The organism is Algoriphagus pacificus (genome assembly GCF_017254845.1).
GTDB lineage: Bacteria > Bacteroidota > Bacteroidia > Cytophagales > Cyclobacteriaceae > Algoriphagus > Algoriphagus pacificus.
The window spans coordinates 1,515,957-1,539,565 of record NZ_JAFKCU010000001.1 but is presented as its reverse complement, the minus strand read 5'-3'; the positions used below and the strand labels follow the sequence as shown (position 1 = coordinate 1,539,565).

Sequence of the window (23,609 nt, the reverse complement as noted above, 5' to 3'; positions counted from 1 at the left end):
TTTGCTGGTTTTTAGTGTTCTACATATCCTGTTTTGGTACGCTGTACCCAGATGATCAAGCCAAGGATGATAAATGCACCCACAGGAGAAACCATTAGGCCGTTGGTAGCCAATTTGAAGTCTGGACCGAAAATACCAGAAATAGTATCGAATACCGGAATTCCAAAAACAGATCCAGAACCCCATAGCTCTCTGAAGAAAGCTACTGTCAAAATGATCCAAGAATATCCAAGAGCAGATCCCAAACCATCCAAAACTGAATCATAAGGTTTGTTACCCAAAGCAAATGCTTCAAGTCTACCCATTACAATACAGTTGGTGATGATCAAACCTACGAATACAGAAAGCTCCTTATACATATCGTAAGCGAAAGCTTTCAATACTTCACTTACAAGAGTAACCAAAGTAGCTACAACTGCAAGCTGCACAATGATACGTACTCGAGAAGGAATCGTGTTTCTCATGATTGAGATCACGAAGTTGGACATCGCAACAACGAAAATAACCGAGATAGCCATTACAAGCGTAGGCTTCATCTGAGTTGTTACGGCCAAGGCAGAACAGATACCCAATACCTGAATGGTAATCGGGTTTTCATCTACCAATGGGTCAGTTACTAATTTTTTGCGGCGCTTGGAAAGAAGTGCCTCAGCTGGCTTCTTTTCAATCGCTTTTTCTAAAGTTTCAGCACTCATATTGATTAATTTCAGTGAGTTGAGTTTCGGTTAAAGTGCGGCTACAGCCGAGGATGATTTTTTAGACTCAATGTAAGCCTTGTAATGATCCAAGTAGCTTTTCACCATGTTGTTTACTCCGGTACCTGTGATAGTTGCTCCAGACATCCCATCTATTTTATGAGGATCAGAAGAATAATCTTTTCCTTCTCCTTTTTGCATCTGAACACCCACAAGATCTCCAGACTCATCAAAGATCTCTTTGCCTTGGTATCTAGCCTGAACTTCAGGAGTTGTGATTCTAGCACCTAGACCTGGAGTTTCACCAGCGTGTGCCAAAGTAACACCGCCTACTGTGTTCATGTCAGTATCCAAAGCCATATAGCCCCAGATAGCATCCCAAAGTCCAGCACCGTAAAGTGGAAGAATGTAAGATTTCACAGCAGAAGGGTCACCTTCTTCATGATAGATAAATACCGGATAAAGTCTTTCTTCAGCAGGCTTTTTGTAGTTCTTAGCCACATCTACATTTTCAGCAGAAACAGCTACACCACCTTGCTCAGTTACTTCTTTTCCATTGATATCAACTACAGTTGAACCAACATGGCTGCTGTAGTACTCATTTACTTCCTGAGGAGACATTGCAGCGATTTCCTCACCGCTGATTACAGCTCCTAGAATCTGCTTCTTCTTATCCAAAGCGATGGCTTCTTGCTGTCTTGGACCCAATACTTGGGCAGTTCCAGAAAGCAATAATCCCAATACGACTGTTAGGATAACAGAAAAAGTAATGATATAAGCGTTAGACTGTTGCACGTTGTAACCTCCTTGTTTTGTTAGCTTTTACTACATAATAATCGATCAGCGGAGCAAATACGTTCATAAACAATACTGCTAGCATGATTCCTTCTGGATAAGCTGGGTTTGTTACTCTGATGATGACAGTAAGGAAACCGATCAATAATCCATAAATCCACTTTCCTGTTTCAGTCTGCGCAGCAGATACAGGGTCTGTAGCCATAAATACGATACCAAAAGCTAGACCACCCATTACCCAATGGTACTGAGGAGGCATTGCCATGTATTCGTTTACAGCAAAAAGATTCATCACTGTTCCCATGATATAAGCTCCTGCAAAACCAGAAACGATGATTTTCCAACTTGCTACACCAGTTGCTACCAAAATCAAGGCTCCAACTAATGCCATCAAGGTAGAAGTTTCTCCGATAGATCCAGGGATCCATCCGATAAACATATTTGTAAAGCTGAATAAGTCAGCTCCTAATACTGAGTTGTGAGCGGCTAAAGCCTGAACCACAGTTTGCGTTCCTTCTACACCAGCAGTATAAGCTACTGAAAGTGCTGTAGCGCCTGAGAAACCATCCACTGCGGCAGCATCGCCTAGGTAAGTCCAAACCTGATCACCGGAAATTTGCGCTGGGTAAGCAAAATACAAGAATGCTCTTGCAGTCATTGCTACGTTCAACACGTTCATTCCAGTACCACCAAATACTTCTTTTGCGATCACAACAGCGAAAACTGTCGCTAATGCAACTTGCCATAAAGGTGTTGTAGCTGGTACAACCAAAGGAATCAACATCCCTGTTACCAAGAAACCTTCATTGATTGGGTGCTTTCTCACAACTGCGAAAATTGCCTCTACCAAACCACCAGCTGCGTAAGCGACTAGTACGATTGGTAATACTAATAAAGCTCCGGTTCCTAATTTCTCACCGAAATTTTCCCAAAGCCCAGTAGTTCCGCCAGTAGCCAATAAATGCTGATGTCCGGTATTATACATACCAAACAACAAACAAGGGATCATTGCGATCACTACTGTGATCATCATTCGCTTCAGGTCAATAGCATCTTTTACTTGAGCGCCTTTGATTCCTGTCGTGTGGTTTGGACTGAAGAGAAATGTCTCCCCTGCCTCAAATAAATAATATAGGTTTTCAAGCTTTCCTCCTTTTTGAAAAAGAGGCTTCTGCTTGTCCATCAAATCTCTTAGAAACTTCATATGGATTAACTGTATTGGATTAATTCTATACCTTTTCTAACCATTTGCTGCACCGGGTGTTTAGACACATCCACAAATTCGCAAAGTGCCAAATCTTCTTCTACAATCTCATAGATACCCAACTCTTCCATTTCATCGAAATCTTCTGCCATGATGGCTTTCAATAAATAAACAGGAAGAATATCCATCGGCGTCACTGATTCGAAAACGCCAGTTTGTACAAAGGCTCTTTCTTCACCTCTCGCATTGGAATCCATTACATGCTCCTTGTTAGGATTCAAGAATGAAAGTAATCCAAGTGCTCGGTGAAAGCTCAATCTTTTGCTTGGAAGTGCCCAGCCTAAGAATTCATAGTAATCTCCTTCAGGAATTACAGTGATTTGTGAATGGTAAAAACCAATGAAGCCATCTAAAGAGATTTTCTCACCGGTCAAAACATTACCAGAAACAACTCTAACATGTCCTGAATTAAGGTTTCCTTTCACGAAAGTGGAAACGCAAGCACCTGTATATGTTTTTATATAGGCAGCTTTGGTCAACTCAGATCCTGTCAAGGCAACTAGCTTAGAAGAATCATAAACGCCTTCTAAAAGCAGTTTTCCTATTTGAACTACACCGTATGGGCTGATTGTCCAAGCGATTTCACCTTTATTGATTGGATCAATGTGGTGGATCTGAACACCTACGTTACCAGCAGGGTGAGGACCGGAAAACTTATTGATTTCGGCATTCTTAACATTGGCAAATACTGCTGGAGTTGAAGTAGATCCATCTACATTGAGATGAACTTTACCAGTTGTCATTTTAGCCAAGGCGTCGATACCTGCCTGGAAGTATTTTTCTTCCCCCTGTAGTGCAAAACCATAATCCGGAGCCAAAGGATGCGTATCAAATCCAGAAATGAAGATCGCTTTTGGAGTATCAGCAGGATTTGCTACAATACCGTATGGTCTCTGAATAATATTTGGCCAAACACCGCTAGAAGCGATTTTAGCTACTAAAGCCTCTCTATCAAGAGACGCCAAATCAGCTTTGCCAAGATCTTCGTGGGATACGGTTTGATCAGCAAGGATCTTGATTTCGAGCAGCTTTCGCTTCTCTCCTCTTTTGATCTCTACTACCTCTCCAGAAACAGGAGATGCGTAAATGACCTGATCCATGGCTTTATCGAACATGATTGGAGTACCTGCCTTTACGGTATCTCCTTCGTTGACAAGTACTTTCGGCCTTTGAAGGCCAATAAAGTCCGTCGGCTTAATCGCGAAGGTCTGAGCTGGAGCGAAATCAGCTAATTCCTGATTAGCCTTTCCTACCAGTTTGATGTCAAAACCCTTCTTAAGCTTCACTATTTTAGACATATCTGTTTTTGAACTATGAGCCTTTGAAAAACGCCCCAAATCTAATAAATACAAATTTTATTTAGGGAGTTATGGGAATATTATGTTTCACTTTTTAAGAGAATGGTTGCCAATTATTTCTGAAGGTGATATTTGATTCAGATCGGCAAAGCATTTTCTTCCATTGATTCTAAATAAGTTTTTACTTGCTCCATCAGCCACATCGGTGTAGAAGTTGCTCCACACACGCCAACTTTATCCTCAGAATTAAACCATTCCGGATTTAGTTCTGTCTCATTTTCAATGAAATAACTTCTTGGATTTTCGTTTAAGCAAACTTGGTAAAGGGCTTTTCCATTGGAACTCTTCTTACCGGAAACAAACAAAATCACGTCATTTTCTCTCGAAAAGCGTTGAAGCTGTGGTTCTCTATTGGAAACCTGACGGCAAATAGAATCATTGGCATTAAATGGAACTTCTTCAAATTCTGAATTGGATTTTTTTATCCGATCCTCGATTTTCTCCGATAATTCATAAAATCCCTTTGTACTTTTTGTCGTCTGACTAAACAAAGTCACAGGTCTTTTGTAATCGATTTTATCCAAATCACTTTCCTCCATCACCACAATTGCCTTCTCAAGTGTCTGTCCTGTCAATCCGATCACCTCTGCATGTCCTTTCTTGCCATAAATGACAATCTGGCCATTTTCTCTCTCCATTCTATCAAACGCAGTCTTAACTCGATGCTGAAGTTTGAGTACAACAGGGCAAGAAGCATCGATCAGCTCGATATTATTTTCTATAGCAGTACGATAGGTTTCAGGTGGCTCACCATGGGCTCTAATCAAGACCTTGCAATCACTTAAATCCTGTAATTGCTCCCGGTCTATCACCACAAGGCCTTTTTCACTGAGCCTATTTACCTCCATATCGTTGTGCACAATATCACCAAGGCAATACAGTTTTTCGCTTTGCTCCATTTCGTCTTCTGCCATTTTGATGGCAAATTCTACTCCGAAGCAATAACCCGAATTTTTATCAATGGTTACCTGCATAGCTACTTTCGTTTTCTATGATTTCTTTGGCCTTCTCTACAATCTTCGCCACTTGCTCCACAAAGGTAACATTACTCGTGTCTACCTCTAAGGCATCGTCCATTTTCTTCAGCGGTCCTACCTCTCTCGAAGAATCAATCTTATCTCTGCTAGAAAGATTTGCTTTTATTTCTTCCAAAGGAATCATTTCGCCTTTTTGAAGCAGTTCGGCTTGGCGTCTTCCTGCTCGAGTATCCAAATCTGCAGTCATGAAGACCTTCAATTCTGCACCTGGGAATACAACCGATCCCACATCTCTTCCATCCATTACAACACCTTTTTTCTTTCCAAGCTGCTGTTGTTGAGCGACCAACTTTTTTCTAACAGCCTTTATGGCCGCTACATCACTGACTCTAGATGAGATTTTCATTTTCCTGATTTGTTCCTCCACATTCAACCCATTCAGATAGGTTTCTTGAACTCCTGTATCTGGATTTAAATGGAATGAAATCTCTAGATTTTGAAGGGCTTTCTCTACTTCCTGCGGATTGGTCAAGGTGACATATTGATTCAAAAAATGTAAAGTCGCCGCCCGATACATTGCCCCCGTATCGATATAGGTGTAGCCTAATTCTTTGGCAACTGCCTTAGCTGTCGAACTCTTACCACAACCTGAATATCCATCGATAGCGATGACGATTTTACCCATCCAATAAACCTGCTTAAATCCGCTTTTTATTTCAGGCACAAATATAGTAGTTTTAATCTAAACCAATCCCCAGAACCCTAAAGTCCTGCAGATTTGCACTTCACTTTAGGATATTTTTAAAAGCTATCCCATGATTATTAAAGGTCAATTTGTTGACATCCTCAAAAAGTCCATTTCAAGTGTTTCCGTTGAAATCAAAGACGGAAAAATCCATGAAATCAAATCAATAGAAGAAGACAAGAATTTACCTTTTTTGATGCCTGGATTTATTGATGCTCATGTGCATGTGGAAAGCTCCATGCTTGTCCCTTCTGAATTTGCTAGGCTAGCAGTAGTCCATGGCACAGTCGCGACTATTTCTGACCCTCACGAAATCGCGAATGTCTGCGGGATGGAAGGAGTAGAATACATGATCGAAAATGGCAAGAAGGTTCCTTTCAAATTTTACTTTGGAGCACCTTCCTGCGTTCCGGCTACTCCTTTTGAGACAGCTGGAGGAGAAATCAATGCGGCAGATATAGAAAACCTCATGTCTCGCCCTGAGATTCATTACCTGGCGGAAATGATGAACTGGCCGGGGACTGTGAATCGGGACGAATTGGTCATGGAGAAAATCCGGATTTCGCAGAAATATGGTAAACCCATCGATGGTCATGCCCCAGGATTGAAAGGAGAATTGGCAGAGAAATATGTTTCAGCAGGCCCAAGCACAGATCATGAGTGCTTTACGGCCGAAGAAGCTTTGGGAAAATTAAAACTCGGGATGAAAATAGCTATCCGTGAAGGATCGGCTGCGAAAAACTTTGAGGCTCTTATCGATTTAATCGATGAGTTTCCTCACATGATTATGTTTTGCTCGGATGATAAGCATCCCGATAATCTTGCCATTTCTCATATCAATGAGTTGGCTGCTAGGGCAGTGGCAAAAGGAAAAGATTTATTTCAGGTGCTTCAAGCTGCTTGTCTGAATCCGATTGATCATTATTCTTTAAATGTTGGACGACTGAGAGAAGGTGATCCTGCTGATTTTATCTTGGTTAAGGATCTGAAGGAGTTCCAAGTCATCAGCACTTATATTAATGGTGAGAAAGTTGCTGAAAATGGAAAGACTTTGATTCAGCCCATTAAAAATGAAATCATCAACAACTTTCACACTTCGCTAAAGCAACCAGAAGACTTTCGTATCCAAGCAAATGGTGCCAAAGTGCGAGTCATCGAGGCTTTGGATGGGCAATTGATCACACCTGAAATTTCTGGTGAAGTCCTGATCAAAGACGGGTTTGCTGAATCAAATCCTTCAAATGATATTTTAAAAATTACTGTGGTCAACCGCTATGAAGATGCTCCACCAGCTGTAGCTTTTATCAAGAACTTTGGCTTAAAAAAAGGAGCTATCGCTTCTTCTGTCGGCCATGATTCACATAATATCATTGCAGTAGGAATCGATGATGAGTCGATTTGCAAGGCAGTGAATCTAATTATAGAAGCGAAAGGAGGAGTATCGGCTGTTTCTGAAGATCAGGAAGAAATACTTCCACTTCCAGTTGGAGGAATTATGTCAGCCTCTGATGGCTATGAAGTAGCGGCTGCCTACACAAGAATCGATCGACTTGCCAAAGAAATGGGCTCGACTCTCAACTCACCTTTTATGACTTTGAGCTTTATGGCATTGCTAGTTATTCCGGATTTGAAGTTGAGTGATAAGGGATTGTTTAATGGGCAGAAGTTTGAGTTTGAGGAGGTGTTTAAGTTTTAATTGAAAAATTCTACGCTCAATCCGTTATTGAAACATGTTTAAAACACAACCAATTCTTTTACCGATTGCATTTGTATTATTTATTTCTTGTGCTGGAAAGCCAAATAGGGAAATTAGTAAATCAGAATTTCAAGAAATTTCCCCCATACATGAAGGAAAGCCTCTATCCATATCGGGTGAAATAAACCGTTCTTCTGACATACTATTTGTTAAAGACAAATTGATTATTAGCGACAGAGAAGATGATTTTTATTTTAAAGTCTTTAATATCAACAAAATGACTTTTGATGGCCCTCTAGGAAAGATCGGTGAAGGCCCATGTGAGATCGGGTTTCCTACCTTTTTGCAACCCATACCTTCTGATGATAAAGCGATAGGATTGGTAATGAAGTCATCATTTGGTTTCCAAGAGATGTCTCTGGAAATAACAAAAAACTCTGAAGAGCAGGATTGTAAAAACAGAGTAGATAAAATACCTTTTGATTTCATGAATTATGTCAAAGTTTCAGATTCAATGTTTATTGGAACAGGGATCTTTCAAAAAAAATATGCCTTATACCAATCTGGACAAGAAGGATATGAAGAACTAGATATTGAATACCCATACCTACCAGCTGAGATAACTCATGTTCCTAATTCAATACCTATGTCCCAGCAAGGGAAATTTAGAATCAAGCCAGATGGAAAAGCAGTTTTATTTACCCATGGGTCAAACCCATTTTTTGATATTCTGGAAGTTGATAAAGGAAAAATTACCCTAAAATTTCGATGGGAAGGGGAAGCCCCTGACTTCAATGGTTCTGACAGCCCAAGCGGTATGAGTGCTATTATGACTGACGAAAACATTTATGGGTTTATCAGCAGCAGCACTACAGAAAATTATATTTATCTGCTTTACTCAGGAAAAACTCGAAATCAAGGAAATGAAAAATATTCAAACCAAATATGGGTTTATGATTGGAGTGGAAAACCAATTAAGAAAATAAAACTTGATCAAGAGGTAAATCAAATCGCTGTTTCCCCAGATGACAAATATTTAATTTCTTATCATGATAATGGCAAACCTAATTTGATACGCTATGAACTTAATTAGGCAAAAAAGTAAAATCCTGCAGATTTAGAATGTCTGCAGGATTTATTATCAAATATCCGAAGTAAAGTGGAATTCTATCTCCGGATAATTATCCATTACCATTTGAAGCCAGGCTTTTGACTCGGCCATAAAAACCAGCTTGCCATCCTTGTCATGGGCGATATGACGATTTTTGGAACGGACAAACTCCTCCAGTTTCTTTTTATCCTTACTGGTAATCCAACAAGCTTTATAAAGATTCATAGGATGAAACTCCACCGTCGCATTGTATTCGTTTTTCAGTCGGAACTGGATAACCTCAAACTGAAGTTGACCAACCGTACCGACTACTTTTCTGGATCCCATATCGAAGGTAAATAGCTGAGCTACTCCTTCTTCCATCAACTGCTGAAGCCCTTTCTCCAATTGCTTGGTTTTCATGGCATCCTTATTCACCACCTCTCGGAAGATCTCAGGAGAGAAACTTGGGATTCCTACAAACTGCATGTTTTCACCCTCAGTCAGTGTATCACCTATTTTCAGGTTCCCCGTATCGTACAATCCCACAATATCCCCTGGAAATGCCTCGTCGATCATTTCCTTATCCTGCGCCATAAACTGGGTCACATTTGAGAAGCGCAGAGGTTTCGGCCCACGAACGTGGTTGTAAGGTTTATTACGCTCAAATTTCCCAGAGCAAATTCTCAAAAAGGCAATTCTATTTCGGTGATTAGGATCCATATTGGCGTGGATCTTAAAAATAAAACCCGAGAACTTATTCTCGTCAGGCAATACTTCCCGGTCTTCCGTTTTTCTGCTTTTCGGGGATGGCGCTATTTTGATAAAAGTATCCAGCATTTCATTAATCCCGAAGTTATTCACTGCAGAACCAAAGAAAACTGGAGCCACTTTGCCTTCTAAATATTCCTTGGTATCGAACTCAGGATAAACTCCTTCGATCAATTCCACATCATCTCTCAGTTGATTGGCAAAATTCTTTCCAATCAATTCTTCCAATTCAGGGTCTTCCAAGTCCTCAAATTCTTGCCGCACATCGCTCAGTTTTCTTTGAGAAGGAGTGAAAAGATTGAGCTTATGATCGAAGAGATTGTAAACACCTTTGAAGCTTTTTCCCATTCCTATCGGCCAGGAAAGCGGATGACATTGAATGTTGAGTTTCTGCTCTACTTCCTCAATTAACTCATAAGGGTCACGACCTTCTCTATCCAGCTTATTGATAAAACAGATCACAGGAGTATTTCTCATCCGGCAAACTTCCATCAATTTCTCAGTCTGAATCTCCACGCCTTTCACACAGTCAATAACCATGATTACAGAGTCAACCGCCGTTAAAGTTCGGTAAGTATCTTCAGCAAAGTCCTGGTGACCAGGTGTATCAAGTAAATTGATTTTGATGTTTTTGTATTCAAATCCCATGACAGAAGTGGCCACAGAGATACCTCTTTGCTTCTCAATTGCCATCCAGTCGGACTTGGTTGCCGTATCGATTTTATTCGACTTTACGGCTCCTGCCGTTTGAATTGCACCACCAAAAAGCAATAATTTTTCTGTCAATGTGGTCTTTCCAGCATCAGGGTGAGCAATGATGGCAAAGGTTCTACGCTTCTGGATTTCTTCTTTCAAACTCATGGAAAACATCAAATTAGGGGGCAAAGGTAGGGAAAAAATGAGTTAGAAGAACGTAAAGTTAGAAGTTGAGATTTTAATTATGAATTACGAAATACGATATACGAGATTTTTGATAGCGGTAACATCGTTCTACAACAGTGGCTTTGTGAATAATGAAGTCAATATTGGGAGTTAAGCTTTTTCAAACTTCATCATTAAAAAGTTACTTGTTATCCAAAATACTCGAACTTCTAATTAGCTCGAATTTCGTAAATCGTATTTCCAACTTTAATATTCAAGGATTCCTTCGGTAATAAACTGGGACGCTCCCTCGATGCTGCAATGAAGGACGATTCTAAAAGTGGTACCAACCCCAACTTCGGATTGCTTTACAAAAATCTTACCTCCATGATATCCTTCAATGATTCTTTTTGCTAATGTCAATCCAAGTCCCCATCCTCTTTGTCTCGTAGAAAAACCAGGGTTAAACACTTTTTTATACATGCGTTTTTCCATACCCTTCCCAGTATCTGTGATATCCACAATCACAAACTTATCTGAGTCTTGAATCACATCGATCGTAATCGTCCCTTTGCCTTTCATAGCATCTACAGCATTTTTACAAATATTCTCGATGACCCATTCAAAAAGTGGCTTATTCATCATGGCATCCAGGTCTTTGGAATCTGCGTTGATGATCAAATCCACTTTGGTGGAAATCCTAGGGCGGAGGTAATTGATGGTTTCCTCAATACTTTCGTAGAGATTCTCAGTTTGGATCACAGGTTTACTTCCTATGCTGCTAAAGCGCTCGGTTACCATTCTCAGCTTCACCACATCCTTGTCCATCTCAGTGATGATCTCCTTATTTTCTTCCCAAACAGGAGAGTTTCTCAAATAATCAATCCAAGCCATCAAAGATGCTATCGGTGTACCTAATTGATGTGCTGTTTCCTTTGTCAAACCTGCCCAAACCCGATTTTGCTCAGAGATTTTACTTTGGTTAAAAAGCGCATATGCCAACACTCCAAACAATAAAATCACTGCTAGCTGGACATATGGATAGTATTTCAGATTTGTCAATAACTCCGAATTCCTGTAATACACATTAATATCAGCTTCTAGCAGTAAAATTGGCTCATATTCCTCCTGCATTTCCGCCAATTCCATCTGGAGGGTTTTGACTGAGTCGGCAGCATTTGCATTGTTTTTAAATGGGATGTTTCTGAATTCAATAGGATCTCCATTTTTGTCCACCATAATAATGGGAATGGAGTAATTCTGCTGAATGATCTCCTGATTGATAAAAGTGAGGTTTTCAGCAGTGGAAGCTGCATATTCCAGCGCCGAGGACAAAAGTTCGATTTGTCTGCGCTCTCTTTCCCGGAGTTCTTCTACTAGGATATTGGTATAAAATATAGAGCCTCCACCAATGATGATCGATACAACGATGACCAGCCACTTCACTTGTTTCCGGTTTTTGTAAAGATCTAAGGTGGTAAGGTCTTGAAAACTTTTTTTCATGATCGAATTCAGGTACTAAAGTTACCAACTACATATTTTGGCAGATCGTATAAACATCGCCTAGATAATTATGGATGGCACTTCGCTCAGACTACATGTAAATTTATGCTTTAATCAATCAGAGCAAAAAAATGCGGTAAAATTGCTTTACTCCAGTTTTTAGAAAAGACACAAAAAAACCTTCACCCGATTTTTCAAGTGAAGGTTTTTCCAACTTATTGGCTGGTTCTAATCCATTTCCAAAGTGTCTTGTAAGACGGCTTCGTTCCATGCATCAAAATTCCGATTCGATAAATTTTTCCTGCCATCCAGGTGGTAAATAAAAAGCCTCCTATCAGTAACCCCATGGAAAGCACTAAATCGGTCCAGGGAACACCATAACTCACTCTACCCATCATAGCGATTGGCGAGGTCAATGGAATAATTGAAAGCCAGAAGGAAGTATTGCTATTCGGGTCATTCAAAACAAAAACAAACAAACCCATGTAGGCCACAATCAAAGGAATTGTCACTGGAAACATGAATTGCTGAGCTTCTGAAGGAGCCTCAACAGCAGATCCAATTGCGGCAAATAAAGCTCCGTAAAGGAGATATCCTCCTAAAAAGTAAAACAAGAAACTCAATACCAGCCCAATAAAATCAATTCCGGAAATCACCTGTATTATTTCAGAAACATCACTTTGAGGCATGCTATTGGCCAATTCGGGATTTGCCATTTCCATCGCAGTTTGTTGCGGCATTTGCATCCCCAAGTAGCCCATCACGATGGTAGAAAGTGTCCCAATCAACACTACCCAGATTAGGAATTGAGTTAAACCGACAGCTCCGATTCCCACAATTTTACCCAGCATCAGCTGAAAGGGTTTTAAGGAAGAAACCAGAATTTCTACGATCCTACTCGATTTTTCCTCTATTACACCTTGCATAATCTGATTACCGTACACGAAAATGAAGATGTAAATCAAAAACCCAGTCAAAAATCCCAATGCGTAATTGACTGTCGCATTATTGATTGTTTCATCACCTTTTTCATCTAGCGTGATGGATTTAATATCAACCGTGGTCCGGACTTCATTGATGATTTTCGGATCAATTCCACTTTCAAAGAGTCTTTGCTCTTCGATTTTCTTCTTAAGGTTATTTTCGAGGTAATTGATCAAGTTCATACTTGGATTATCCTCACCATAAAAAACGATGCCTTGCGGATTTTCCAGATCAAATTCTGGAATGAATAAGAATCCATAGCGATCTCCTTCTTGAACCATTTGTTTGGCTTCTTCCCGATCAGTATCTGAAAATGAAAAAGCATATTGATCCGAACTCTCTAAAAAGAACATTTTATTTTCATCCACTACTTCGATGATTCTCAAAGCTTGGGTATCTTTTTCTTCCAAAGAAATCCAGACGAAAACTCCCATGATCGCTGGGAAAATCAATGGTGTAAGAAGCGTTGCCAAAAGGAATGATTTCTTTTTGACTCTGGCTAAATACTCCCGCTTGATCACTAACCAAATCTTATCCATTCTGTGCGGTTTTAACTTGGTGAATAAAAATTTCTTCCATACTTGGAATAACTTCCTGAAACTTCTTGACCTGGCCGTATTGCATCAGCTCATTCAGTAATTCATTTGGTGATTTACCGCTAAGTGGCAATGTGAAATAATAAGTCCCATCATCTTCTTTGGCAGTCCATTCTTGAGGAATCAATTGATGCGGTTCTTCAATTGCGATACTGTAAACTTCAGGTCGAAAGCTTTTTTTAACTTCTTTGATCGTACCATCCAAAATCTTCTTGGAGCGATTGATCATTGCTACTTGATCACATAACAACTCTACCGATTCCATTCGATGTGTACTTAGAATGACGGTGGTGCCATTTTCCTTCAATTCCAAGATCTCATTCTTAATCAACTCAGCATTGACTGGATCAAAACCAGAAAATGGTTCATCGAGGATCAAAAGTGGAGGTTCGTGGATAATCGTGGAAATAAACTGGACTTTTTGAGCCATCCCTTTGGAGAGGTCTTCAATCTTTTTTTCTTTCCAGCTACCAATTTCTAATTTTTCAAGCCATTGATTGATTCTGGATTTTGCTTCATAGTTGCTTAATCCTTTCAACCGGGCAAAATAGATCAACTGATCCCAAACCTTCATCTTTTTATAAAGACCTCTTTCCTCCGGCAAATAGCCAATTTTAGAAATATGAGAGGGGTTCAATTTTTGTTTATCAATTAAAATCTCTCCTGAATCACCTTCAATAATCTGATTAATGATCCGAATCAGGGTGGTTTTGCCAGCACCATTGGGCCCGAGCAATCCAAAAATCACTCCTTTAGGAACGGATAAATCAATAGCTGTGAGAGCCCTATTGGGACCGTAAGATTTATTGAGATTTTTTATCTGAAGCATAAAAGGCAAAAAACGATTCTATTCAATAGTCAAAGAACCAACACCTACGTCTAGAATAAACTCCAGGAGTCGTGGATCAGATTCTTTAAAGCCCTTTGTAATATAAGTGTGTTTATCGACAGATTTCAAATATTTAGGAAGAGTGGTTCTACACATGGCAGTAGTCTTCATCCGAATTTTGATAGGAAAAGAATCATCCGGGAGCTTTAGCTTAAGAGATCCTGCACCTACTGCTGCGATTACCTGACATTTAGAAGGCATGGCATCAGAAAAATTCACTTCTAGGGAACCGTAATTCACCTCAAAGATCATTTTTTTGGCATTGGTATAATTTACATCGTCTAGTTCGACGGTGCCCATGTTTAACGTAACTAATAATGTGTCCATTTGAACACTATTAGGATCATCGCAGCTGTAATTCACATAAACATCTGCACTGGCACTTTTTACTAAAAGCTTACTGACAGGAAGGTTTGCAAGGTCGATATCTGTTCGACCCATACCTAAATTAAAATCCAGATTATAAAGGAAATTAGAAGCCAATCCTAAATCCCAGGTGTGATCAAAATCTGTATCGCTACCTGAAAAGATCTTGGAGGTGATACTTTTACCAAGATTATCAGCTTCTACATTTTTATGTACAAGAGAAGATTCCAGGATATTATCCTTGATTTCATAGGAAAATACAGGAAGAATATTGGTTTTCTGGAGGTGACCATGAATGTAGATTGGATCCATCGTCCTTATCCGCTTGACTTGAGTGGTACTTTTATAAGATGAAAATTCAAGATGAACCATCTCAAATCCTTTCTTCTCATTGACTTTGAACTCTTTAACAAGCTGTGCCTTGCTCACACCTACCCATCCAATGATTCCCAGAAACAGTAGACACAATTTTCTAAGCATACGGATAGGTTACGGGGCGACTTTAAAAAGGTTTTTTAAAAATATAAAAAAAGCCAGAATTGCTTCTGGCTAATTTTAATTTTAAAAGAACTCCTTCATTTTATCGAAGAATGTTTTTTCGGATTTCCCTGGATCTGGCTTGAAATTCTCAGATTCTCTCAGGTTTTCCAGCGTCGTTCTTTCTTCTTTTGAGAGTTGAGTTGGAGTCCAGACATTAACCATGATCAATTGGTCTCCTTTACTATATCCATTGATGTCTTTAATTCCTTTCCCTTTTAAGCGGAGCATCTTTCCACTTTGGGTACCGGCATCAATCTTTATTTTTACCTTTCCATCAATCGTCGGAACTTCGATAGAAGATCCTAAAGCAGCATCCACAAAAGAAACATAAAGGTCATAAATAACATTATTCCCATCCCTTTGTAAAACCTGGTCTTCGATTTCCTCGATGACAATTAACAAGTCACCTGCAATTCCACCAGGAATTTCATTTCCTTTACCGGACATGCTAAGCTGCATTCCTTCTGCAACTCCTCCTGGAATATTGATAGAGATCACTTCCTCTTTCACCACTAAGCCTCTTGCATCAGCTTCAGCTGGTTTCTTATCTACTATTTGACCGCTTCCACCGCAGACTCCACAAGTACTAGAAGAGACCATTTGGCCTAGCATAGTATTGACAACTTTTTTTATTTGGCCAGTACCCTGACAAGCAGAACAGCTTTTGAAAGTAACTCCAGCGGCAACGACGTGACGCTTTACTTTGATTTTTTTCTCGACACCATTTGCAACTTCAGCAAGGTTCAATTTCAACTTCACACGAAGGTTAGTGCCTTTTTTGGTTCTACGGCCACCTCCGCCTCCTCCACCGAAGAAGGATCCAAAACCGCCCCCTCCACCAAAAATATCGCCGAATTGGGAGAAGATATCTTCCATATTCATGCCTCCACCACCGAAGCCACCGTTTCCAGTTACTCCCTGATGACCAAATTGATCATAACGTTGGCGCTTTTCCTGATTGCTCAACACCTCATAGGCTTCAGCAGCTTCTTTAAACTTTTCCTCTGCCTCTGGATTGTCAGGATTTTTATCTGGGTGAAACTGGATCGCAAGCTTTCGGTAAGCTTTTTTGATTTCCTCTGCAGTTGCAGATTTGGAGACACCTAATATTTCGTAATAATCTCTTTTTGCCATAATTTAATTAAGCTCCTGTTACGACCTTAGCGAATCTTACTACCTTATCGCCAAGTGTATAACCTTTTTCTACTACATCGATTACCTTTCCCTTCAATTCCTCACTTGGAGCAGGGATCTGAGTGATTGCCTCTTGCGTATCTGCATCAAAAGGCTTTCCTACTAAATCCTCCATAGGCTTCAGCCCTTTATTCTCAAGAATTTTCAACAGTTTGTGAAAAATCAACTGATTTCCTTCTCTGATTTTTCCTGCCTCCTCTTGGTTTTCATTGACTTTGAAAGCTCTCTCAAAATCATCCACCACAGGAATCAAATCACGCAATACTTCTTCAGAGGCTGTCGTAATTAAGTCCAAACGCTCTTTGGAAGTTCTTTTTCTGAAATTCTCAAAATCAGAATAGAGTCTTAGATACTTATCTTTTAAATCTGCAACTTCTGCCGCAAGCTTTTCTTCAGCAGAAACTACTTCTTCTTGCGTTTCCTGCTCCTTAGATTCTTCAGATTCAGGAGTCTCTTTTACTAACTGCTCCTCAGACTGGTCTAATTCTTTATCCACTTGTTCTTTATTTTTCATATAAATATTGCAATAGTTGGCACCTGCCTCGCATCAATATTGTTGCCATCCTCATTAAACTGACAATCTGACACCTCAAGCTTTGTGTATAGCCTGCCAAATAAGATCTTTCAGCTTGTCGAGATTATATTGACTGACAGAGGAGATAAATACAAAAGGAATATTTGCGGGGAGATCTGCCTCCATTTCTTTCATCAAATCCTCATCCAGCATATCTACTTTTGAAACTGCCAAAAGCCTCTGCTTATCTAGAAGCTCTGGATTATATTTTTCCAGTTCGCCTAAGAGTATATCGTATTGTTCTTTGATGCTAGGCGCATCTGCAGGAATCATAAATAGCAAGATCGAGTTTCTCTCAATATGTCTTAAAAATCTGATTCCCAAACCTTTTCCTTCGGATGCACCTTCGATAATCCCTGGGATATCCGCCATCACAAAAGATTTGTCATCTCTATAGCTAACTACCCCCAGATTTGGGACTAAAGTGGTAAAAGGATAATCTCCAATTTCAGGTTTGGCGGCTGAGATCGCAGATAGCAAGGTACTCTTTCCTGCATTTGGGAAACCCACAAGGCCAACATCTGCCAGAAGTTTTAATTCTAATATGATCCACTCTTCAATTCCTGGTTCACCAGGCTGTGCGTAATGTGGAGCTTGGTTAGTTGAAGTTTTGAAATTTTCATTTCCTAAACCTCCTCTACCTCCTTTGGTCAAGATAATCTCTTGTCCGTCCTCTGTGATTTCAAATAATTTTTCTCCAGTCTCAGCGTTCTTGGCAACTGTCCCTAATGGAACATCCAAAATCATATCTTTCCCATCAGCACCTTTTCTTCTTCCTCCTTCTCCTCCTTTTCCTGACTCTGCAATCACATGTTTTTTATATTTCAGGTGAAGCAAAGTCCAATGCTGAGTATTGCCACGCAAAATAATGTGACCGCCACGGCCTCCATCGCCTCCATCCGGCCCTCCTTTTGGCACGTGCTTTTCCCTTCGGAAATGAAGAGAGCCTGCGCCTCCAGCACCTGAGCGTGAACAAAACTTTACGTAATCAATGAAATTTGAGTCGGCCATTTTTTAAAGAAAAAGGCTAAGCTTCATGCTTAGCCAAATTGTGGATTGCAAAATTAGGAAATTAAACCCAATCAGTAGCTATCGATGACGGAAGTGATCTGTCCAAAGATCTCATCAATTGCTCCTACTCCGTTGATATTTTGAAACTTACCTTGCTTTTCGTAGTAAGCTGCCACAGGCAAGGTCTCATTTAGGTAAACCTGGATACGGGTAGTGATTTTTTCATCATCTTGATCATCGACACGATTGGAAGTTTTACCTCTTTCTTTGATCCGCTCTCTAAGAATATCCTGAGGCACATCCAAAGCTATCATGCCGGAGATTTCAAGTCCATGTTTTGCGAGCATTTGATCTAATGCTTCTGCTTGCGCGGTAGTTCTTGGAAACCCGTCAAAAATAAACCCTTTTGAATCTTTCGTTTCGCTGATTTTTTCTTCAACCATCTTGATCACCACTTCATCCGGCACAAGATGACCTTCATTCATATATTTTTTGGCAAGAAGACCTAATTCAGTTCCTTCTCCCAAATGCTTTCTAAACAAGTCTCCTGTAGAAAGATGAGTCAATCCATATTGTTGGATTAATTTTTCACTTTGAGTGCCTTTGCCCGCACCCGGAGGGCCAAATAGTACGATATTATACATTCCTGATTTTGTTAATTGAGGAGTATCAAGCTGGTAGATTTCAGTTAAATTTCTACCCAAGCTGTCATAATCGAGGCCATAGCCGACGACAAATTTATTGGGAATTTCAAAACACACATAATCAATTGCATAATTAAAGCGAAAAGCTTCTGGCTTGTACAGCAATGTTACAATAGAAACACTTGCAGGATTTAAGTCAGAAAGCTGCTCAAGCATGTGTTTCATGCTGTTTCCTGTGTCAATTATGTCTTCAACAATTAGGACATCTTTCCCATTTAAATTTTCTCCAATCCCTATCAAGTTTTTTATTTTACCCGTGCTTTGAGTCCCTTCATAAGAGCTGATCTTAACAAAAGTACAAGTCAAGGGAATGTGGATAGATCTACATAAATCGGCTAAGAAGATGAAGGACCCATTGAGAACGCCGAGCAAAACCAAGTCTTTTCCTTTATACTTCTCTGTAATATCAGCCCCAACTTGGGCAATTCTATCCTTTAGTTGTTGTTCCTTTAAAAAAGGCCTAAAAAATTTATCTTTTATCTGAATATTCATAAGGTCTATTTTCAAAAGTTGGCAAGTAGATATTTATACATTTCAATCATGGAATGGATATCAGCCAATGACACTTTTTCATTTGGAGTATGCACATGATCTTCGGCAGCGCCAATGAAACACCAATCTATAGCATACGGAGAGAATTGCACTTCCCTACCGTCACTACCTCCATACGCTTCCACCTCCAATTGAAATGGTATATTGCTTTGGTTTGCGAGTGAAATTATTCTATCCAAAAATTTACGTCTTGGGATAAATTTGTCACGGATAGAAATCACGACTCCTTCATGATGACGAACTCCATCAGTAATCCAAGTAATATCTGATATTAAGGCTTGCTTTATAGGTGAATTTTCTTGGATAAATTTCAATAGAAAAGGCATGCTTCCACCTCCATGCTCTTCATAGGTGGAGAAGACTATCCAACCGTTTTCTATTGTCTCACAGAGTTTTAAGGCATTATATAATCCTACTCTATTATCCAAATAGGCTGCTTGGATAAACTCCTCATCAACCCTAATATTTTGCTCAAATGAAAAACAGGTTCCCGGATCAACCTTTCTAGGAAAATTATGTGACAATTCCTCCTCATCCCCCAATAATTGACACCTGATTTGACCTAGACTGTCCTTTCCCGTTAACCAAGTGCCAGAAATAATCTCTGGACCACCTACAGGAATCAATTGATTTTGGTATCTTGCCATAAAACCAATTGTGTCCATATGAGCAAAAACGGCTGTTGATGGATTTCCGAATTTCAAAAGTATACAATCATGAAAATTTTCACCAGAATAGATTTTTGGTAAAACATTCCAAGAAGACTTTCGTTTTTGTATAAATTCCAATAAGAAATTTGCAGTATCGGATTCATTGCTTGACACTCCAGAAAGTTCAAGCAAATCGTATAATAATTTCATTTTGGCATTAATTGTGTTAATAAATCGTCAATAGACCCTAAAAATCTATGGAAATATTTGATTTGTGGAATTGCGATTTAAATAATTCATCTAGATTTGCAGTAAGTTAAAAGTTTATAAATTTGTAATCACATCAATCAAACACTTAAAATTTGAACAAAAATTTTTTGTTATGAAAAAACTAATACTATCAACACTAATTGCTGGAGCTATGGCTTTCAGCGCCAACGCTCAAAAGGAATTTGATAAATTCTCTTTGGAAATCAACGGAGGTGTCAATAAACCGATGGCCCCACTTACTGGAGGATATTTATCTCCTACAGCTAATTTTGGTCATGTTGATTTCGGTGCTCGTTACATGTTTAACGAAAAATTCGGTCTTAAGCTTGATTATGGATTTGGTTCCATGAAGGAAGTGGATGGCGAATCTCCTTCATTCAACACTAAATATTACAGACTTGATCTACAAGGTGTGATGAATGCTGGAAGAATCATGAATTTTGAATCATTCACAAGATCATTTGGACTTCTTGTTCATGGTGGAGCAGGTATCGGAAATGTTAATCCAGAAGAAAATCTTTATAATGATTTCACTGATGATGTTTACAATTTTATTGTAGGATTTACTCCACAATTAAAACTGGGTAAAAGCATCGCATTAGTTGGTGATATCAGTGCTATCATAAACGGTCGTCAAACAGTTACTTGGGATGGTGCTACTGCAATCAGACCTGATTTGGATAATGGTTTCTACGGAGCAAACGGTGTTTGGTGGACTGGTACTTTAGGTCTTCAATTCTACCTTGGTTCTGCTGAAGAGCATGCTGACTGGTATATTGCTGCTGACAAGTATGCAACTAAAGAAGAATTAGCTTCTCAAATCAACGGTATCAAAGATATGTTGAAGGATTCTGATGGTGATGGTGTTCCTGATTATTTGGACAAAGAGCCTAACACTCCAGCTGGAGCAAGAGTTAACTCTCAAGGAACCACTATGGACTCTGACGGTGACGGAACTCCGGATCACATGGATAAGTGCCCATTCCTTCCTGGCCCAGCATCTACCAATGGATGTCCAGTAGAAGAAGTTAAAGAAGAAGTTGATTTCTTGAAGAAAGCTATCAATGATGGTTACATCAACGTTTACTATGCTTTTGATAGCGCTAAGCCACTAGGATACTCTACAAGTGCAGCAAATTATGTTGCAAATTTTATGAAGAGAAATCCAGGTGTTAATGTAGAAATTAAAGGATATGCTGATGAAATCGGTCCTGAAGATTATAACATCAAACTATCTGAAAGAAGAGCTAAAGCAGTTTATGATTTATTGATTGCTTCAGGAGTAGATGCTTCTAGACTTTCTTACAAAGGTTATGGCGAAGATACTAGTGTAGACAAATCTTCTGCAGATGCTAGACAATTAGCAAGAAGAGCAAGCTTCGAAGTAAAGTAAGTTTACTTGATTAATATTTAAAGCCCGGAAATTCCGGGCTTTTTTTATGCCCTATTTTTTTTAGGATAGTTTGGAATGATTTTTTCTACATTTACCCCATCATCCTATAATTAAATATTTCATGAAAAAATCACTCTTGGCTTTGCTTGCTGTAAGCCTTGCATTCTCTTCTTTTGCCCAAACTGATTTCAATAGATGGTCGATTGAGACAAATTTTGGATTTAATAAGGCCATGGCTCCTCTAACTCCTGGGTATTATACTCCAAGTCTTAATTTAGGTCATATTGATTTGGGTGCTAGATACATGTTTAATGAAAAGTATGGATTAAAAATGGATTTTGGATTTGGTTCTTTTTCAGAAAAAAAAGGAGAGAGTCCCGAGTTTACGACTAATTACAAAAGAGTAGATGTTAAAAATATTTTTAATCTTGGAAGAATCATGAATTTTGAGTCATTCTCCAGAAAAATTGGCCTTCTAGGTCACTTGGGGGCAGGTTTTGGCAGAATGGATTTTAAGAATTCGGTTTTATCAACAGAACCAGATTACCATTATAATATTCTATCTGGATTAACAGGGCTATTTAAAATTAGTCCAAGAGTGGCTCTTTCAGGCGATTTATCCATGATCTATAATGGAAGACAGACCTATACATTTGACGGCAATTATTATAATGCTCCTGTGCAACCTGATGGCCCAAATCAAAACCCATTTGTGCACGCACCAGGTACATGGTGGACCACTACTTTGGGTTTGAATTTCTATTTAGGAAAGCAAGAAGAACATGCAGATTGGTACATTGCTGCTGACAAATATGCAACTAAAGATGAATTAACTTCTCAGATTAATGGCATTAAGGACATGCTTAAAGACTCTGATGGAGACGGTGTTCCAGATTATCTTGACAAAGAAGCAAATACTCCTGTGGGAGCAAGAGTCAATACTCAGGGAACAACACTAGATTCTGATGGAGATGGAACTCCAGACCATTTAGACAAATGCCCTTTTATACCTGGATCAGCATCTGCTGAAGGATGTCCTGTAAAAGAAGTTAAAGAACCAGTTGACTACTTGAAAAAAGCAATAAATAATGGGTATGTGAATGTCTATTTTGCTTTCGATAGTGCTCAACCAATTTCCTATTCCACTTCCGCAGCAAATTATCTTTCTAATTTTATGAAAAGGAACCCAGGAGTTTCTGTTGAAATCAAAGGATATGCAGATGAATTAGGAGCTGAAGATTATAACATCAAATTGTCTGAAAAGAGGGCTAAAGCTGTTTATGATTTACTTATTTCTTCAGGAATAGACGCATCAAGATTGACATTCAAAGGATATGGAGAAGACACAAGCGTAGATAAGACTTCTGCTGATGCCAGACAAATGGCAAGAAGAGTGAGTTTCGAAGTCAAATGATTTTCTTTATCTGATCAAAACCCGGTTTCCAAAGAGCCGGGTTTTATTTTATCTTCGTGGTATGTTTATTCTTTCCAAAACTTCATCAGTTGCCAATCACTTCTTAGCAGAGCTTAGAGATGTCACTGTTCAACAAAACAGAATGCTGTTTAGAAAGAATCTGGAAAGGCTTGGCGAAATTTTGGCATATGAAATCTCAAAGTCTTTTTCGTATAGTCCCAAAAAAATTGAAACTCCTCTAGCCAAAACAAACATCAACTGCTTTAAAGAGCAGCCAGTTATCATTGCTATCTTAAGAGCTTCAATCCCTTTTTATCAAGGCTTTCTAAATATTTTTGACCAAGCCGAAAGTGGTTTTATTGGCGCCTTTAGAGAAGAAAGCATTGATGGAAAAATTTCCATCAATTTAGGCTATCAGGCAAGCCCTTCTTTAGAAGGAAAAGAAGTAATTATAGCTGATCCAATGTTAGCAACAGGAAAGTCTATCGTTCAAACCATTGAAGCGATCCAGTCCCATGGAACTCCTAAAAGAATTCACATCTCGGCGGCTATTGCTGCCCCAGAAGGAATAGCCTATATTCAAAACAACTTAAAAGACATTGATTATACTTTTTGGCTAGGTGATCTAGACGAAAAGCTGAATCACCTTTCTTATATCGTGCCTGGTCTTGGAGATGCAGGAGACCTTGCATTTGGACCGAAACTTTAAATAATTAT

At 39.3% G+C, this 23,609-nt stretch carries 21 protein-coding genes and 1 pseudogene; 5 read left to right on the top strand and 17 right to left on the bottom strand.

Annotation, left to right across the window (positions count from 1 at the left end):
* Nucleotides 1-11: 11 nt before the first annotated feature.
* From J0A69_RS06610 to cmk, 6 genes are all read right to left on the bottom strand, one after another.
* Complete coding sequence (locus J0A69_RS06610) at nucleotides 12-695, bottom strand: NADH:ubiquinone reductase (Na(+)-transporting) subunit D (RefSeq protein ID WP_206585721.1); 684 nt, start codon at nucleotides 693-695, stop codon at nucleotides 12-14.
* Between the two features lie 30 nt (nucleotides 696-725).
* Entirely contained in the window at nucleotides 726-1,490 is a 765-nt protein-coding gene (nqrC, locus tag J0A69_RS06605) for an NADH:ubiquinone reductase (Na(+)-transporting) subunit C (protein ID WP_206585720.1), read from the bottom strand.
* Nucleotides 1,477-2,694: an NADH:ubiquinone reductase (Na(+)-transporting) subunit B gene (locus J0A69_RS06600; protein ID WP_206585719.1), complete on the bottom strand. Its 1,218-nt coding sequence runs from the start codon at nucleotides 2,692-2,694 to the stop codon at nucleotides 1,477-1,479. The genes nqrC and J0A69_RS06600 overlap by 14 nt, the downstream gene beginning before the upstream one ends.
* Before the next feature lie 5 nt (nucleotides 2,695-2,699).
* Complete coding sequence (locus J0A69_RS06595) at nucleotides 2,700-4,052, bottom strand: Na(+)-translocating NADH-quinone reductase subunit A (RefSeq protein WP_206585718.1); 1,353 nt, start codon at nucleotides 4,050-4,052, stop codon at nucleotides 2,700-2,702.
* A gap of 137 nt (nucleotides 4,053-4,189) precedes the next feature.
* On the bottom strand, nucleotides 4,190-5,086 hold the full coding sequence (locus tag J0A69_RS06590) for a 4-hydroxy-3-methylbut-2-enyl diphosphate reductase (RefSeq protein ID WP_206585717.1): 897 nt from the start codon (nucleotides 5,084-5,086) through the stop codon (nucleotides 4,190-4,192).
* A complete protein-coding gene (gene cmk / locus J0A69_RS06585; RefSeq protein WP_206585820.1) occupies nucleotides 5,070-5,774 on the bottom strand; it encodes a (d)CMP kinase in 705 nt (234 codons plus the stop codon). Before cmk ends, J0A69_RS06590 begins: the two co-directional genes overlap by 17 nt.
* 130 nt (nucleotides 5,775-5,904) lie before the next feature.
* Between cmk and ade the strand changes: the two genes are divergently transcribed.
* Both ade and J0A69_RS06575 read left to right on the top strand, forming a co-directional pair.
* Nucleotides 5,905-7,530 carry an adenine deaminase gene (gene ade, locus J0A69_RS06580; RefSeq protein WP_206585716.1) on the top strand — a complete coding sequence of 542 codons (1,626 nt, stop codon included), beginning with the start codon at nucleotides 5,905-5,907 and terminating at the stop codon, nucleotides 7,528-7,530.
* Between the two features lie 34 nt (nucleotides 7,531-7,564).
* A complete protein-coding gene (locus J0A69_RS06575; RefSeq protein WP_206585715.1) occupies nucleotides 7,565-8,623 on the top strand; it encodes a BF3164 family lipoprotein in 1,059 nt (352 codons plus the stop codon).
* Between the two features lie 48 nt (nucleotides 8,624-8,671).
* On the opposite strand, the gene J0A69_RS06570 is transcribed toward J0A69_RS06575, so the two are convergent.
* From J0A69_RS06570 to J0A69_RS06520, 11 genes and pseudogenes are all read right to left on the bottom strand, one after another.
* The gene (locus tag J0A69_RS06570; protein WP_206585714.1) at nucleotides 8,672-10,252 is read right to left on the bottom strand and encodes a peptide chain release factor 3; all 1,581 of its coding nucleotides are present in this window, start codon (nucleotides 10,250-10,252) and stop codon (nucleotides 8,672-8,674) included.
* Nucleotides 10,253-10,519: 267 nt separating this feature from the next.
* Complete coding sequence (locus tag J0A69_RS06565; protein WP_206585713.1) at nucleotides 10,520-11,755, bottom strand: sensor histidine kinase; 1,236 nt, start codon at nucleotides 11,753-11,755, stop codon at nucleotides 10,520-10,522.
* A gap of 215 nt (nucleotides 11,756-11,970) precedes the next feature.
* Nucleotides 11,971-13,278 (bottom strand): ABC transporter permease, encoded by a 1,308-nt coding sequence (locus tag J0A69_RS06560; protein WP_206585712.1) that lies wholly within the window; start codon nucleotides 13,276-13,278, stop codon nucleotides 11,971-11,973.
* Nucleotides 13,271-14,164 (bottom strand): ABC transporter ATP-binding protein, encoded by an 894-nt coding sequence (locus J0A69_RS06555; protein WP_206585711.1) that lies wholly within the window; start codon nucleotides 14,162-14,164, stop codon nucleotides 13,271-13,273. The genes J0A69_RS06560 and J0A69_RS06555 overlap by 8 nt, the downstream gene beginning before the upstream one ends.
* Nucleotides 14,165-14,182: 18 nt before the next feature.
* On the bottom strand, nucleotides 14,183-15,070 hold the full coding sequence (locus J0A69_RS06550) for a hypothetical protein (RefSeq protein WP_236032675.1): 888 nt from the start codon (nucleotides 15,068-15,070) through the stop codon (nucleotides 14,183-14,185).
* 81 nt (nucleotides 15,071-15,151) lie between these two features.
* Complete coding sequence (gene dnaJ, locus J0A69_RS06545; RefSeq protein WP_206585710.1) at nucleotides 15,152-16,264, bottom strand: molecular chaperone DnaJ; 1,113 nt, start codon at nucleotides 16,262-16,264, stop codon at nucleotides 15,152-15,154.
* 7 nt (nucleotides 16,265-16,271) lie between these two features.
* A complete protein-coding gene (locus tag J0A69_RS06540; RefSeq protein ID WP_206585709.1) occupies nucleotides 16,272-16,838 on the bottom strand; it encodes a nucleotide exchange factor GrpE in 567 nt (188 codons plus the stop codon).
* Between the two features lie 75 nt (nucleotides 16,839-16,913).
* Nucleotides 16,914-17,909, bottom strand: coding sequence for a GTPase ObgE (gene obgE / locus J0A69_RS06535; RefSeq protein WP_206585708.1), 996 nt, complete (start codon nucleotides 17,907-17,909; stop codon nucleotides 16,914-16,916).
* Nucleotides 17,910-17,980: 71 nt separating this feature from the next.
* Entirely contained in the window at nucleotides 17,981-18,553 is a 573-nt protein-coding gene (locus J0A69_RS06530) for an adenylate kinase (protein WP_206585818.1), read from the bottom strand.
* 39 nt (nucleotides 18,554-18,592) lie between these two features.
* Nucleotides 18,593-19,105 (bottom strand): annotated as a pseudogene (gene hpt, locus J0A69_RS06525) (hypoxanthine phosphoribosyltransferase); the annotation flags it as partial.
* Between the two features lie 11 nt (nucleotides 19,106-19,116).
* A complete protein-coding gene (locus J0A69_RS06520; RefSeq protein WP_206585707.1) occupies nucleotides 19,117-20,025 on the bottom strand; it encodes a zinc-binding metallopeptidase family protein in 909 nt (302 codons plus the stop codon).
* Nucleotides 20,026-20,197: 172 nt separating this feature from the next.
* Here J0A69_RS06520 and J0A69_RS06515 point away from each other — a divergent pair, with 172 nt between their 5' ends.
* From J0A69_RS06515 to upp, 3 genes are all read left to right on the top strand, one after another.
* A complete protein-coding gene (locus tag J0A69_RS06515; RefSeq protein ID WP_206585706.1) occupies nucleotides 20,198-21,478 on the top strand; it encodes an OmpA family protein in 1,281 nt (426 codons plus the stop codon).
* 121 nt (nucleotides 21,479-21,599) lie between these two features.
* Nucleotides 21,600-22,892 (top strand): OmpA family protein, encoded by a 1,293-nt coding sequence (locus J0A69_RS06510; RefSeq protein ID WP_206585705.1) that lies wholly within the window; start codon nucleotides 21,600-21,602, stop codon nucleotides 22,890-22,892.
* Nucleotides 22,893-22,953: 61 nt separating this feature from the next.
* Nucleotides 22,954-23,601 (top strand): uracil phosphoribosyltransferase, encoded by a 648-nt coding sequence (upp, locus tag J0A69_RS06505; RefSeq protein ID WP_206585704.1) that lies wholly within the window; start codon nucleotides 22,954-22,956, stop codon nucleotides 23,599-23,601.
* Nucleotides 23,602-23,609: the final 8 nt, after the last annotated feature.